Source organism: Candidatus Halocynthiibacter alkanivorans, from assembly GCF_003333265.1.
GTDB lineage: Bacteria > Pseudomonadota > Alphaproteobacteria > Rhodobacterales > Rhodobacteraceae > Halocyntiibacter_A > Halocyntiibacter_A alkanivorans.
In genome coordinates, this window is record NZ_QOLB01000093.1 from 1 (window position 1) to 14,683 (window position 14,683).

Here is a 14,683-nt window from a genome sequence, read left to right on the forward strand (position 1 = left end):
CATGTGGGCCAGACATCAGGTCGTCGTTCTGGTGTTGTTGAACCCACTTGTTCAGGGTCGAAACGCCACCCCCCAAATCCGACGCAATCCGGGGTCGCGTCAGGCCGCTGGTCGTTGCAATGCGAACTGCGTCACGCTGGAATTCTTCGCTGTATCTTGGTGCCATTTCTTGTCTCCTTCATTGCGAATATCGCTCGAAAGAGACCGGAACTAAATCGGGACAAGACCATTGGCCTCACGGCGCATTCCTCTTCCGAAGACCGAAAGGCGTGTCTGGAAGCCGGAATGGACGATCACATCGCCAAGCCCGTAAAGCTGGACATGTTGCGGCGTTTGATCGGGTGACTTGCCTCACGTAGCACGGTTCGAATTTGAATTTGGTAGAATTAGGTCACCCCATTTGAAGTGGTCACCCCCTAAGTTTAGGAACGCCGGGGACCACAGGGGGCTGTTCAGAGCGCCTCCCGCGCAACCAGCCGTTCGGGGCCACTGCTGCGAATGGCTGATGAGCCGAAAAGCGCACTAAATCAGAAATTCGGTTTGCTGACCTTCGCTGCGGTTCGCTCCGATGTCTCAGATGCGGACCAAGCTGCCGTACGCGGCTTACGCGCCACGGTCCTGTTTCCGCTAATTGCGACATCTCTTTTCAGCAGGATCGGCGGAAAATGTGCGGCCCGCTCGAGGTTCCTGTCTCATGTTCCATTTCCCGAGTGGCCAGGTTGAGCCAGAAACACGATATTATCAAATATGCCTGTTTGGCCCCCTAAACGCTGAAGTTACGGTACTCCACTTATAGACCACGTCCGTCAGGGCTTTTTTTGTGATTGGTTTGCTCAGGAAATCGTCCATTCCGGCGCTAAAGCAACGGTCGCGGTCCTCGATCATTACGTTTGCGGTCAATGCAATGATCGGGCAATGTCCAAAATTATTTTGCTGTTCCAGGCTCCGGATCGCGCGGGTGGCCTCGACGCCATCCATTTGCGGCATCTGCATATCCATCAACACGATATCCGGCCGTAGCTCGGCAAATTTGTGCACCGCTTCAAGGCCGTTTTCGACGAATGTCAACGAAACAGCCGCATTCTTCAGCATAGCATTGACGATAAGCTGATTGGTCTTGTTGTCCTCAACCACCAGGATGTTCAAATGGCTGTCCTTCGCAGGAACAGCGGCGGTCACCCTGGCCTCTTGCACGGCCGTTTTTTGAGCCTGAAGTGAACGGGCAACGATGTTTCGCAGGTTTTCCAGTCGCACGGGCTTGCAAAGAAATTCGCAGCCTCCGATCTCTTTTCTGGCCGCCTCACTTATCAGCGGACCGCCTGAGGTCAGTAAGATCAGCGGCGTGTGCCGGTACGCGTCCATAGACCTGATGTGCCTGGCCAACTGCTCGACTTCGGTATGGGGCAAACGGGACCCCAGGATGACAAAATCAAAACGCCCGTTTGCCGTTTCAAGTGCATCAAGCGCTTCGGCGCCGGACGACGCAAAGATTGTCGCTATATCCCACCGGTTCATGCGATCGGACAGGTTCTTGTGGTGCGGTTTCGTATTATCGACAAACAGAATACGCAGACCGGCAAGCGCCAGATCATTTTTGCGGACCCGCGCGCGCGGCTTCGTGCTGGTGTGAAGCAACACTTCGACCGTAAAGGTCGATCCAAGATCCCGCTCCGATACAGCGGTTATCTGCCCCCCCATCAATTTGACCAGTCTGATCGAAATCGCGAGCCCCAGGCCAGTGCCTTCGAACTGCCGGTTGCGCGCGCTGTCCAACTGTTCGAATTCGTTAAAAATCTGACCGATCTGCTCCGGCGGAATGCCGATACCAGTGTCTTTCACATCAAAGCGCAGATTATAACCATCCGGAGTTTCTGTGCCGGTCACACCAATATCGACACTACCGTCGAGGGTGAACTTGACCGCATTTCCGGCGACATTTGTGATCACCTGCTGCAATCGCCCGGCATCACCCATAAACGTGGTCGGCAAGTCCGGATCGTAGTGCAACCTGACTTCAACTGCCTTTTGTCTGGCCGTGGCCGACAGCAATGTAACGATATCCTGCAGCGCGGACTTCAGGTCAAATGGCGCAATCTCCAACGCTGTCTTGCCCGCCTCGATTTTGGAAAAACACAAAATGTCATTGATGATGGTCAGCAAGGTTGTGCCGGATTTGGAGATCGTTTCGGCATATAATTTCTGGTGTTCGTCCAGATCTGTCTCAAGGATCAGATCAGCCATTCCGATGACGCCGTTCATCGGGGTGCGGATTTCATGGCTCATATTGGCAAGGAAATCCGACTTTGCCCGGTTCGCAATATTTGCGTTCTCTTTGGCGACCTCCAGCGCACTTTCGCGCTCGTCCCGTTCAGAAAGACTGTCTTGCAGTATCGTTACGGACCGGTCGAGCGCCCGGAACTCTTTTGAAACGAAGGGTGCAAGCGACCCGCCGTCGTGCTGCCCGCCCGACATCACCGCCGCCATCCGTTGATGGGTGCTCCGAAGCGGGCGCATGGCCAGTATATTGGTCTGAAGCAAGAACAGCCCAGACAGCACGATGACGGTCATCGCAATAGTGATGCGGGCCTGCGTTACGTTGCTCTCTATCAAGGCCTGCCCCTCGGCGGTGGACCAGTCCACTTCCATAAAGCCGAATGGCTCGCCCTCGACGATGATGTCACGGACAAAATGGAGCACTGACGGCAAGGCCGAATGAGTGTCGCGTCGCCTCAGGGCAATCACATTCCCCTCATAGTCTCTGATGGTGAGCGCGTGCAGTCGGGGATTGCGCAAAAGCGCTTCTTCCATTGCGCTTTCGAGCACCGGTGTGTCCTGAATGATGATGGGCTCAATCAACAGGCCGCTGATGAGGGAAACGGTCAGATCCGCCTGAGCGAGCAAGTCTGCATTCATGCGGCTTGTCTCGGCGCGGCGCTCATATTCCCCGACAGCGAAGATCACCAACACCGCCGCGAAGAGCAGCGACAGCACGATCTGAGTATTTATTCCCACGTGTTTCATGATTTTGCCCACCAAGGCGTTCAAAATGCTCTGCTGTGCATCATGGCCCTTCTGATGAAGTCGTAATCCGCGTCAGTTCCGGCCAAAAACCCGTCTTTGTTGATGCTCTGTAGTATCTCGGCATTGGAGGTCGCCAACATGACCTGCTGCATTGCAGCCAGCACCCTCGGGTCCATGTCTGATGCTGCCAGCCAGGGTTTGGTGACGTTTTCGAACTCATATAAGACTCTTATCGGCACCCCGGAATTTACCAGGTCATTGAAGGTGCTTTCTTTGAGCGCGCCAGCAGTGAATTTGCCGACACCGACGGCGGTGCCGACCCGGTCATGACGGCCAAGGTATTCGTAGCCGCTCAACTCCCGGCTTGTTACGCCCGCTTCCAACAAATGGCTTTGAGCCAGATAACGACCGATGGTCGATAGCTCATCCCCGAACGCAAAGCTGTGTTGGTTCAGCTCTGAGAGCGACCGGATACTGCTGTCCGCATGAACGGCGATGATGCCTTTAAACCGTTTCTTCCCCTTTTTTGACTCGATCGCCACGATCTGAATGCCGTTGTCGCGTTCAAAAACATTAATGTAAGAGGTCGGACCGAAACGGGAAAAATCCACCTGGCCCGTCGCAAGCTGGTCAATCCCGGTTTGATATTCCTTTGCGATTTTCATCTTGATGTTGACCTGTTCACCCAGAACCACAGTCATTTCGCGGGACAGATAGTCCAGAAACGGTTTGAATTTTCTGACAGTTGCAGTCGGTCTGTCCGCCGCGTATGTACCAAAAACCAAGTTTATCTCTGCTTTTGCAGGCAGGGCAATTGCACTCACAAACATCGCTGTGCAAAACATCCGGCTCCAGAGCAGAATGTACGACGCCAGCACCTGAAAAAGACGAAATTGCTTCAAAAACCCGTTTTTCATTGTGTTTCCTCAACCATTTACGAACGCGCCTGTCAAAGCGCCAATACAATAGATGAACTATTCATCGCAAATCAAAGAAAATATTTCATGAATTGTGGTCACGAACCCGTCCTGCAGGTTGTTTTCGCCGTCTGAAAATCACCTGCGACATGCAATTGTTTTCTAAATCTTCTGGTAGAAAAAACTTACGAATTACAGATGACAACTTGTTGAGCAGAACCGGATGGGAATTTGTGACTTCAAATTGAATTACGGAATCGACCGGGCTGCGAACATATTATTTTGCAGGTATTTTTGCCCATCCAGACAATTTTCTGCGACAGCAGCATTGGTCAAAAAGGTCTCGGAGCAGCCGTTCGCTGCAGTCCAAACGAATGTCGGCTCAGGGCCGTTCATGACCGTGATGGGCGGAGGAAATGGTCCGATTGTTGCACCGATCTCATTTCGGCGCAAAAGCGGAAAGGAACCGTTCGCTGCAGGCGCGAGGCCGATGGTTGAATATTCCGGAAGCGGCCCTGCAGTTGGCTGCGAAACCGTGTTTGCGACCAGTGCTGTGGAGATCTGTTCTGAGTACCTATTGCCCAAGAGCGAATGCACCGGAGGGCGTCTGCCATACACGCAACTTGCCCGAATGAGCTAGCCGCGAAGTTGCGCACGCGGTCAATCCTTCGACGGTTTAGATTGTCAGGCGTATATGTGCTAATCAGATCAGGTCAAATAACGAGAAATATTCAAAAAACCGCTTTATTCCTAAGAGGGGACTTGAACATGAACAAAGTTATTCCCGCCGCAGATGCGGTCGAATTGATCCAGTCAAACGATGTGATTGCTGTTTCCGGCTACGGGACCAACGGCGTGCCGGAAAAGGTCTTGAAAGCACTGGAAGAGCGTTTCAATGAGACACACGCGCCGCGCGACTTAACACTTATGTTCGCGGGTGGGATTGGCGACGCCGCCGACCGGGGGCTGAACCGGATCGGAAAAGAGGGTCTGCTTTCCCGGGTTATCGGAGGGCACTATGGGCTGATCCCGAAAATTGAAAAATTGGCTGTCGAAAACAAAATTGCCGCCTACAACTTCCCCGAAGGTGTAATGGTGCATCTTTACCGTAATATTGCAGCCGGAAAATATGGGCTAAACTCGCATATTGGATTAGAGACTTTCGTCGATCCCAGGCTTGATGGTGGCAAGGTGAACGCAGCGGCGGTAGAAGATCTTGTATTTCTGCAGAATTTTGACGGCGACGAGAGCCTCTACTTTAAGGGTTTTCCGATCAATGTTGCGATAATCCGGGGGACGACGGCGGACGTCAACGGCAACATTTCCCTTGAAAAGGAGTCGCTCAGCCTGGAGAACCTGGATCTGGCGATGGCCGCTCGAAACTCTGGCGGCGTGGTCATCGTGCAGGTTGAACGCATTGCACAGGCAAATTCTATTGACGCCCGTGATGTCCGCATTCCCGGCTTCATGGTTGACTGTGTCGTTCTGGCCGAACCCGAACTTCATATGCAGACATATGAGGCGCAGTACAATCCTGCACTGTCGGGCGAGCTTCGGGTGCCGCTGGAAGAGCAAAAGCCCATGAAGTTCGACGAAAGAAAGATCGTTGTACGGCGAGCAGCAATGGAACTGACTCAAAATGCAATAGTAAATCTGGGTGTCGGGCTGGCCGCTAGTGTCGGCAACGTCGCCAACGAGGAGCGGATATTTGACCGGATCATGCTGACGGTCGACCCCGGCATCTACGGTGGCGTACCCTTGGCGGGATTTGGTTTTGGCGCCTCGCTGAATTATACGGCCTCGATCGACCACGCCAAGCAGTTCGATTTCATCGACGGCGGCGGACTTGACATCGCCTGTCTGGGATTTGCCGAATGCGACGGCACGGGCAATGTGAATGCCAGCCGGTTTGCGGGTCGCGTCACAGGATGCGGCGGGTTCATCAATATTGCCCAGAACAGCAAGAAGGTGATCTTTCTTGGAACGTTTTCGTCAGGCGGATTGAGGACCTGTATTGAAGGCGGGCAACTGAGCATCGTGTCTGAAGGCAAGCACAGAAAATTCGTAAAATCCGTGAGCCAGGTGACATTTTCCGGCGTGCGGGCGGCACGCGAAGGACGCACGGTGCTTTATGTGACCGAACGATGTGTGTTCCGGCTAAGTGAGGAAGGTCTGGAGCTGACCGAAATTGCACCAGGTATAGATATGGATCGGGATATCCTGCAGCATCTACCGTTTCGACCAGTCATCAACACGCCGAAACCGATGGCCGATGTGTTGTTCCTTAACGAACGTATGGGGCTGCAGCGCCTGATTTCCGAGTTGAGCCTGGAAAAGCGAATTTCCTACAATCCCGGCACCAACATGTTGTTCCTCGATTTTTCCGGCATGCGGCTTAACACTATCAAAGATGTCACGCGGGTCCGCGACGCGGTCGAAGCCGTTCTGAAACCGTTGGACCAAGAGGTTGACGCGATCGTCAATTACGACGGTTTCTGGACCAACCCGGAAATATCAGAGGACTATCTCGATGCGGTCCACTACATTCAGTCCCGTTACTACAACAAGGCTTCGCGGTTCACGACAAACGGGTTTGCCCGCATTCAATTGGCCAAAGGGCTGAAGGCACACCAAGTACATTCAGGCGTCGTCGGCAACCTGGCTGCGGCACGGCGTAGTCTGGGCGAAGTTTGAGCGCCGCCTTCAGGATGATTTGGCTGAAAGAAAGTTCCGGCGTCGATAAAGCAACCAACTTTAGACCTCATCGCGTGGTCCGCAGGTTGCATCCGCGTGGGATTTAACCGAGCGGCCATAGGCTTGCACAGACTGGCCCTGAGTTTATCTCAGCTTTAAACCGACGGCGTTCTCTTGCCAAATGGAATGGAAACCTTCAGGCGTTGCCCGTAGCCGAGGGTTATCAAGATTACTGCCGTCGCAATGATTGGCATATGGCCGATCAGCTCGGTCAAAGCTTCGTCTTTTTTATCCTGAACGAGAAAGGTTATGTTGGAGAGCAACAAGAAACAGGACAAAACCAACGTGTTCAGGCGGGTGACTGTTCCCAGGATCATGATGGTTCCGAAGACAACCTCCATCACCCCTGCTGATAGTACGAAGAAGTGATCAGTGAAAAATTCAAAGCCCCAGGCCTGTAGAAAATTCCATCGATTGTCGGCCAGGAATGCCTCGCCCCAAATAGCGCCAGTTAGCTTCTCTGTTACGCCTAATGTAACCAGCGCGATGCCGGTAAAAATGCGCAGAGCATCAACGGAGTAGGGCTTAAACCGCGCGCGCAGCTTTTCGTTTGGCATGTAGTTAAAAAGTAAAAACAGCGCGATTCCGATAACGTTGATATATTCCAGCGCCATGATGAAGCCAAATTGCGCCAATACGCCCAAATATAACACCATTATCGAGATGGCGGCATATTGAATAAAACGATTGCTTATCAATAAGATACCAGTCAGAGCCTGGAGATAGACCAGAATTGTTCCAAGGCCGCCATAGGCTTCCATATGAGGCGCAATAAGTGCGCCCTCATAGGCCGTCAGCAAGAGGGACATGCCCACCAAAATACGCATGAGTTCCATGGCGTCATGGCGGAGTTGGGTGTTGACGACAGGCACTTTAGGCAACCGGCTATCAAGCAATATGGATATGGCGATGAGCACTACTGCCAATCCGATCCAGCCTTGCACTTCAAAATCTGAAAATGACCAGGGCCGGAAACTTTCGACCCCAGGGTTTTCTGTGTCAACAAACCATCTGACGTGAGCCTGACTGGCGGACGCAAAGAAAACTGCCCAAATTGAGACCAGGCTGGCCAGTGCCATACGACATGGAGCTATCCGTGCAGAAATCGACCGAATATCGGCGGAGATGGGTGCGCTACTCATCGTAGACTCCAAATTTATTGAAACAGGCGTTCGACGAGTATGCGGGAACAGCAGGAAAGATGTAACTGGTATCATTGCCTCCCAAACATCTTCAAAAAGCATTTTTGGAGGCATTCAGCCATGTTCACTCACTAACTCCACAGAAAGCGTAAGCGCTACCGTAAACGACCGGTTCGTCCGCTGATCGCCTGCAACTAAAACAAAATGCTGCGGGATGCAGGAATGGCAGCAATGCGAAAGCCGCGCTGCGGCGCTTTTACCGGCAATCAACGGCAGGAATGGGCCGTTCTAGACAGTGGTGGCAGAGGGAAGTGGTCCGATTGCATGCTCCATGTATATTTCGACGAGAAGGGCGGTATCCGGAAGTTCGCTGCGGTTAACGCCAAGGGCAGCTATGCGCAGGACGTGTACTTTGCAAAAATCTGGCATCAAGTCCCCAAGCAGACATTCACCAGGCCCGGAACTTAAAACGGTCAGTCGCAGCGGATTATTCAGACGGGTAATTGGCTTAATCTGAAATGTTCACACATTCAGTGCCGAGAAACCTGTGGAACTGCTCCGCAGCAGTTCATTTGCGGGGAGGAAACTTCGATACGACTATTTGGTTCAGCGAGACATCCTGAGCGTAAAACTGTGGGCAAGACAGGGCCGGCCGAGCGGACTGGTCTGACGTATTCACGCCGCGCAGGCGCGCGGGCCTCAGCTGGTCTCTGCGGGTTTCTTGCCGACACTTTCGCGGACAATCAACCGCGGGTTCCGGACAAATTTCGACGGCAGTTTTTGCTGCTTATCCAGGTGATCGATCAACAGTTTTGCCGACTGAAAGCCGAATTCGAATCCCGGTTGCCGCAAGGTGGTCAGCGACGGCGTCATATAGGATGCCAGTTCGATATCATCATAGCCAATAACAGATATGCCGCCTGGCACATCAATACCGCGTTCCTGCAAGGACCGGATCGCGCCGATGGCCATCAGATCGTTGAAGGCAAATACCGCGTCGGGCCAGTCGCTCTCCGGACATGCATCCAGAAATTCCGACATCGCCCGATGGCCGCCCGAGGCGGTCAGATCGCCCTGCATAATCCAGTGCGCCGGCAGCGTCAGCCCCGCCTCCTGCAACGCCTGTTCAGTGCCATTGCGCCGGTCCCGTGCTCTTGGATGCTCCGACGGGCCTGAGATAATAGCGATTTTCCGAAAACCCCGGCTGATCAGAAATTCAGTTGCCAGGCGCCCGCCCAGAACGGAATTGTCCCCAAGCACACAGACGTTGGGCATTTCATCCGCATCCAGCACCACCATCGGCAGGTCCGACTGGGTACCCAGACTGCGGTCAAAGGACGGGTCACCATGAGTGGTCATCACGATCAGACCGTCCACCCGCCGCATCGCCAGCGTGCGCAGGTAGGTGCGCTGGCGCTCCGCATTGTCATCGGAATTGCACAGGATCAGGTGATAGCCAAATTCAAAACAGCCTTCTTCAACACCACGCACAATATCGGCAAAAAACGGGTTGGTGGAATTGGACACCAACATGCCAAGTGTATGGGTCCGGTTGGTTTTTAAGGCGCGCGCCAGCGTGCTGGGCACATATCCCAGCGCTTCAACTGCGGCTTCTACTTTCGCTTTGGTCTTTGGCGCCACATAGCGGGTCTTGTTCAGCACATGCGAAACAGTCGAAACAGATACACCGGCTTTTGATGCGACGTCTGTGATCCCGGCCATGTCACGCAATCCAAGTTTAGTTCAGAAAAAGCAGCAGGGGCATAAACATGTTGTTTATGCCCCTGCTTGAAGTTGTTTAACCAAATTACCTGGTGATCGCCAGCAGTTCGACGGCGGTATAGTCCGACACGGTCTCACCCGCGAGGATTTTTGCCGCTGTTGCCACGCCCATGGCGCCAATCACAACCGGTTGCTGCGCGATGGTGGCCAGCATAGAGCCGTCATTCACCGCCGAAACACCGTCATCTGTGCCGTCAAAACCCACCACAATGATATCGCGCCCGGAAGCCTGGATCGCTTTGATCGCGCCCAGAGCCATTTCATCGTTATGGGCAAATACAGCGCTGATGTCCGGCTGCGCCTGCAGGATGTTTTCCATCACGTTCAGCCCCTTGGTGCGGTCAAAGTCTGCGGGCTGTACCGCCACAACTTCGATGCCGGCCATAGTGGCAATCGCTTCATTAAAACCAAGACCGCGGTCACGTGCCGCGGACGTGCCTGGCACGCCTTCCAGCTCCACAACCTTGCCAGAACCGCCGATTGCGCCGGCCAGCACTTCGCCCGCCATTTTGCCGCCGAGCACGTTGTCAGACGCAATGTGGGACGCCACTTCGCCGCCATTGGCACCCCGGTCCACAGTCACCACCGGAACACCTTTGCGGTTCGCGGCTTTGATGCCGCTTTTTACCGCGTCGGAATCGGTGGGGTTGATCAGCAGGATCTGAACATTGCGGCTCAGCGCATCTTCGATGTTGGCAAGCTCTTTTGCCGGGTCATTCTGGCTGTCCAGAACAATCAGGTTATAGCCAAGCTCTGCGGCTTTGCTTTCCGCGCCTTCTTTGAGCGAGACAAAAAACGGGTTGTTCAGGGTGGACAGAACAAGCGCCATTGTATCCTGAGCGTTTGCAGACGTCACCGAACCTGCCATCAGCGCAATGGCTGCGACTGTTTTTACGAATTTATTCATTGGCTTTTCCTCCAAGTTGAGCCAGCCGGTCCTTGCCCATATGGGTCAGGCCGACGATTTCACACGGCTGTCCACGACCACCGCCAGCAAAATGACCGAACCTTTGGCAATTTGCTGGAAGTAGGACGAAACATCCATGAGATTGAGGGCGTTGTTGAGCACGCCGATAATGAGTGCACCGATCAGGGTGCCGACCAATGTGCCGCGCCCCCCCATCAGCGAAGTGCCACCCAGCACGACTGCGGCAATGGCATCGAGCTCATAGCCGATGCCTGCAGTCGGCTGGGCAGATTCAAGCCGTGCAGTCAGGATCATGCCGGCCAGCGCCGCCATCATGCCAGACAGCGCATAGACCAGAACTTTGACCCGGGTGACATGAATGCCGGCGATGCGGGTGACGTTTTCGTTGCCGCCGATCGCATAGACATAGCGACCAAATCGCGTGTGGTTCAAAATCACCCAGAACAGTGCAAACACCAACAGGATCACGACCACCGGCACCGGGATCGGGCCGACATAACCACCGCCGATCTGGTAAAAACTCTCCGCCACGTCAAAATCGCCGGTCGAGATCGGGCGCCCGCCGGTATAGACCAGCGTGGCGCCGCGCAGGATGGTCATGCCCACCAGCGTGGCAATAAAGGGCTGCACGCCGAGAAGACTCACCACCACCCCGTTGGCCGCGCCCAGTGCGCCACCAATCAAAAGCGTGGCCACCACCGCCAGCAACAGCGGTGTGTCCGCCGAAATCATACTGGCGCAGACCGCGCCGGCCAACGCCAGAACCGAACCCACGGACAGATCAATGCCGGCGGTCAGGATCACATAGGTCATGCCCACCGCGATAATCGCGTTGATCGAAGTCTGACGCAGAATGTTCAACAGGTTGTCCACCGACAGGAAATTCGGGCTGAGCACCGAAATGACCGCCATCATCAACAGCAAGCCGACCAGTGACTTGTTATCAATCAGGATTTTCTTGACGTTCATTTTCTCTTCCTTATGCATCAGGCAACAGCGGCCTGCATGATGGCTTCTTGTGTCGCGGTTGTGTGGTCGAACGCGCCGGTCAGCCGGCCTTTTGACATCACCAGGATCCTGTCACTGATGCCCAGAATTTCCGGCAGGTCAGACGACATCAGCAACACGCAAATGCCCTGTTCTTTCAGGGTCTGGATCAACATGTAAATCTCGCGTTTGGCGCCGACATCGACGCCCCGCGTCGGCTCATCCAGGATCAGGATTTCGGGCGCCGCCGCCAGCGTCTTGGCAATCGATACTTTTTGTTGGTTGCCGCCGCTGAGCTGATCGACTGGCTTGTCCGCGCCCTGGGTCTTGATGCCAAATAGAGAGATAAACCGGTCCACCACGGTTTTTTCGCGCTGCCGGTCGATCAGCCCGGCACGGCCGGTCATCTCCTGTAATGCGCCGAGCGTGATATTGGAGCCGAGGCTGTGCATCTGCACCAGCCCTTCCGCCTTGCGGTCCTCTGCGACATAGCCGATTTTGGCGGCGACCCCGTCGTGGGGGCCGCGCGGAGAAATCTCCCGGCCATTGACGGTCAGATGTCCGGATATGATCGGGTTGGCGCCGTAGATTGCTTTGGCCAGTTCGGTGCGGCCGGCACCGATCAAACCGGAGAACCCGACAACTTCGCCGGCCCGGGCCTGAAAACTGACATTGTTAAACCCTGCGCCGGACAAGTTATTGACGCTGACGCGCGTTTCGCCTGGTACAGCTGGCGCATAGGGGTAATGATGGGACAGTTCGCGCCCGACCATATGGCGGATCAGCTCAGTTTCGGTGACCTCAGACGTGGGGCCTTCATGCACCAGAGACCCGTCGCGCAGGATCGCCACCCGGTCGCAAATCTGAAATATCTCCGCCAGCCTGTGGGTGATAAACGCAATGGCGCGCCCCTCTTTTTTCAGCTCAGACACGATCTCAAACAGCGTCGCGGTTTCCACATCGCTCAGCGCGTCCGTTGGCTCATCCATGATGATGACGTCCGCATCGAACGACAGGGCTTTGGCCACTTCAACCATTTGCTGCTGTGCGATCGAGAGCGAACCAACGCGGGTGCCGGGCGAAAAACCCTGCTTGAGCCGGGTGAGCAGCGCCTGGGTTTCACGCTCAATTCTGGCCTGGTCGATAATCCGCATTGCGCCAACCGGCTCGCGGCCCAGAAAGATGTTTTCCGCAACCGTCAGCTCATCCAGCAGGTTCAGTTCCTGATGAATGATGGCGATGCCGGCTTCAATCGCCTGGCGCGGATTGTTAAAATTCACCGGTTTGCCACGCAGATAAATCTCACCTGCGCTGCGAGGATGCACACCTGATATGACGTTCATCAGGGTGGATTTTCCAGCGCCGTTTTCACCCGCCAGCGCAATGACCGAACCCGCACGCATGGTGAAATCGACCTGGTCCAGGACCAGGTTGGCGGCAAATGACTTTGAAACCTTTTCCAGCCTCATCATCTCACCATTCGCGTAAGTATTTGTTTTCATGATCATACTCCCGCTTAAAAACAAACGCCGGATGACAGAATAATATTCGCATAGGGAGTAAATTCTCCGCTGCGAATGACCGCACGACAATTCACCACCCGTGTCTTCAACTCTTCATGGGAGACAGTCTGAACCGCAATCGCGCGGCCTTGCTCGTGCTCCATCTCTGACACCTTGTCGTTCAGGGCGCGGGACATTTCAGCGTCCGTTTCTGCAAGCTCACTGGCAATTGTGACCTGTTCGACCATCATTTCTGAACCCACGGCATTCAGCACATCCAAAAGCGAGGGGATCCCCGGTGACACCGCCAGATCAATGCGCAGGACATGTTCAGGGACAGGCAGGCCCGCATCGCAGATACAGATTGTATCCGTATGGCCCAGCTGAGCAACCACACTCGAAATCGGGCCATTAAGTAGCCGCCGTCTTTTCATTCTGCCCCCCAGCATCGCAATCTAAACTCGATTCGTTATAGCAAGCTTACGTCTGCGAAAACGTTTGCGCAAACGTTTTTCTGAACGCGGACGGTTGCCCGGATCCGGCGCGCATCCGGGCAGCCGGCAGTTCGCAGGAACCAATCTGTGCGGGAGCTGCGGTAAAATGGCCGCGTAGTTTTACAGCCGGAGCCCATTTGAAATGGGGGGATTACCGGTGCAGCATATGTCAAAGAGGGCTCAAACCAGCCATTCGCTGCGGTCTGAACGAAGTTCACCGCATTCTTTGGTTGGTTGCTGAAGCAAGACGGCTTCACGCGCCTGCCGAAGGATCTTCCGGATTACCTTAAACCTCCGAAAGCGGTCCTTGCCTCCGCCACGGCTGTAAAGCCAAGGGAACACCCGACCGTTTCAGAGGCTGGGGAGCTGTTGAGCTGCGTGCCGTCAAAGTCTTTGCCGGGCCAACGTGCACGCCCTGTTTGCTCTCGCCTTCTTGGGCGCGCTTCGAGCAGACACTCTGATTTCGCTCAGGATTAGACACTTTGTCGTTGCCAATCGACTGATTTTTCAAGACGCGGGCATCGTCCGGACCAAAGCGGGAAAGAGCTTCGATATCTTCCGGTTTGCTATTCCAAAGAGTTTTGAAGCTGGTGTGATTAACCGGGTTACGCGGCGCGGATCGCGCTGGTCACCGCGTTAAGGGAAAGCAGCATCGTGTTTGCCTTGCTGATCGGGGTGTTCTTTCTGAAAGGACGCATGGACCTGGCGAAGGTACTGTCGACCATGGCCGCGCTTGTCGGCGCCGCGCTGCTGCGCTTTGCCAGATAGCGGTACGGCGGGTCGGGCGGAGCCAATCCCGTAGTCCCCGGGGCAGAGGTGCCAGGCGCGCCCTTCAGTCGGAGTTGGTCAAGCGGACGCAAGGTAACGCATGGTAAAGAAATGTTCACCCGGATCATAAATCATGACCCGAACGGCTGTGCTGGTGACACGCACAATCGGCTTTGACTGCAGGAGTGATCAATGGTCGTCTCAGACGACGCGAGGTAAATCAGTTCAGGGATATAATACCTGCAGAAAGTTCGGGGCCGGGGAAGGCTTATTGCCGCATCTGAGGGGGCGGGAAACACGGGCGCACGCACGGGCTGTCAGGTCAGCTGACCATATAAATTCTGCGACCGGGACACACAAACTCTGGCCTGGTTGCACTCGCCAGGAC

10 protein-coding genes are annotated in these 14,683 nt (G+C 54.7%); 1 reads left to right on the forward strand and 9 read right to left on the reverse strand.

Annotated elements, in window-relative coordinates; translation table 11 throughout:
• From DWA01_RS23120 to DWA01_RS11410, 3 genes are all read right to left on the reverse strand, one after another.
• Positions 1-166, reverse strand: a 166-nt coding sequence (locus DWA01_RS23120) for a transposase (RefSeq protein WP_136057665.1), incomplete at its 3' end; no start/stop codon positions are given.
• Between the two features lie 575 nt (positions 167-741).
• Entirely contained in the window at positions 742-3,021 is a 2,280-nt protein-coding gene (locus DWA01_RS11405) for a response regulator (protein WP_114285978.1), read from the reverse strand.
• Positions 3,022-3,041: 20 nt separating this feature from the next.
• Positions 3,042-3,938: a PhnD/SsuA/transferrin family substrate-binding protein gene (locus DWA01_RS11410; RefSeq protein WP_419186997.1), complete on the reverse strand. Its 897-nt coding sequence runs from the start codon at positions 3,936-3,938 to the stop codon at positions 3,042-3,044.
• Positions 3,939-4,706: 768 nt separating this feature from the next.
• Here DWA01_RS11410 and DWA01_RS11420 point away from each other — a divergent pair.
• Entirely contained in the window at positions 4,707-6,632 is a 1,926-nt protein-coding gene (locus tag DWA01_RS11420; protein ID WP_114285971.1) for an acyl CoA:acetate/3-ketoacid CoA transferase, read from the forward strand.
• 155 nt (positions 6,633-6,787) lie between these two features.
• Here the strand turns inward: DWA01_RS11420 and DWA01_RS11425 are convergent, their stop codons facing one another.
• The 6 genes from DWA01_RS11425 to rbsD all read right to left on the reverse strand — a co-directional run bounded on the left by DWA01_RS11425 (position 6,788) and on the right by rbsD (position 13,467).
• Positions 6,788-7,834 carry a DoxX family membrane protein gene (locus DWA01_RS11425; protein ID WP_136057724.1) on the reverse strand — a complete coding sequence of 349 codons (1,047 nt, stop codon included), beginning with the start codon at positions 7,832-7,834 and terminating at the stop codon, positions 6,788-6,790.
• Positions 7,835-8,533: 699 nt separating this feature from the next.
• A complete protein-coding gene (locus DWA01_RS11435; protein WP_114285974.1) occupies positions 8,534-9,556 on the reverse strand; it encodes a LacI family DNA-binding transcriptional regulator in 1,023 nt (340 codons plus the stop codon).
• A gap of 85 nt (positions 9,557-9,641) precedes the next feature.
• Positions 9,642-10,523, reverse strand: a complete 882-nt coding sequence (gene rbsB / locus DWA01_RS11440; RefSeq protein ID WP_114285975.1) for a ribose ABC transporter substrate-binding protein RbsB — start codon at positions 10,521-10,523, stop codon at positions 9,642-9,644.
• Positions 10,524-10,568: 45 nt separating this feature from the next.
• On the reverse strand, positions 10,569-11,513 hold the full coding sequence (rbsC, locus tag DWA01_RS11445) for a ribose ABC transporter permease (RefSeq protein WP_114285976.1): 945 nt from the start codon (positions 11,511-11,513) through the stop codon (positions 10,569-10,571).
• Positions 11,514-11,530: 17 nt separating this feature from the next.
• A complete protein-coding gene (locus tag DWA01_RS11450) occupies positions 11,531-13,033 on the reverse strand; it encodes a sugar ABC transporter ATP-binding protein (protein ID WP_114285980.1) in 1,503 nt (500 codons plus the stop codon).
• A gap of 14 nt (positions 13,034-13,047) precedes the next feature.
• The gene (gene rbsD / locus DWA01_RS11455; RefSeq protein WP_114285977.1) at positions 13,048-13,467 is read right to left on the reverse strand and encodes a D-ribose pyranase; all 420 of its coding nucleotides are present in this window, start codon (positions 13,465-13,467) and stop codon (positions 13,048-13,050) included.
• Between the last annotated feature and the right edge of the window lie 1,216 nt (positions 13,468-14,683).

What these genes read in the sequence shown, in the direction of transcription:
- DWA01_RS11450 (WP_114285980.1), bottom strand. Translation starts at nt 13,033, where the DNA reads ATGAAAACAAATACTTACGCGAATGGTGAGATGATGAGGCTGGAAAAG.
- DWA01_RS11425 (WP_136057724.1), bottom strand. Translation starts at nt 7,834, where the DNA reads ATGAGTAGCGCACCCATCTCCGCCGATATTCGGTCGATTTCTGCACGG.
- DWA01_RS11435 (WP_114285974.1), bottom strand. Translation starts at nt 9,556, where the DNA reads ATGGCCGGGATCACAGACGTCGCATCAAAAGCCGGTGTATCTGTTTCG.
- rbsC (WP_114285976.1), bottom strand. Translation starts at nt 11,513, where the DNA reads ATGAACGTCAAGAAAATCCTGATTGATAACAAGTCACTGGTCGGCTTG.
- rbsD (WP_114285977.1), bottom strand. Translation starts at nt 13,467, where the DNA reads ATGAAAAGACGGCGGCTACTTAATGGCCCGATTTCGAGTGTGGTTGCT.
- DWA01_RS11410 (WP_419186997.1), bottom strand. Translation starts at nt 3,938, where the DNA reads ATGAAAAACGGGTTTTTGAAGCAATTTCGTCTTTTTCAGGTGCTGGCG.
- DWA01_RS11420 (WP_114285971.1), top strand. Translation starts at nt 4,707, where the DNA reads ATGAACAAAGTTATTCCCGCCGCAGATGCGGTCGAATTGATCCAGTCA.
- rbsB (WP_114285975.1), bottom strand. Translation starts at nt 10,523, where the DNA reads ATGAATAAATTCGTAAAAACAGTCGCAGCCATTGCGCTGATGGCAGGT.
- DWA01_RS11405 (WP_114285978.1), bottom strand. Translation starts at nt 3,021, where the DNA reads ATGAAACACGTGGGAATAAATACTCAGATCGTGCTGTCGCTGCTCTTC.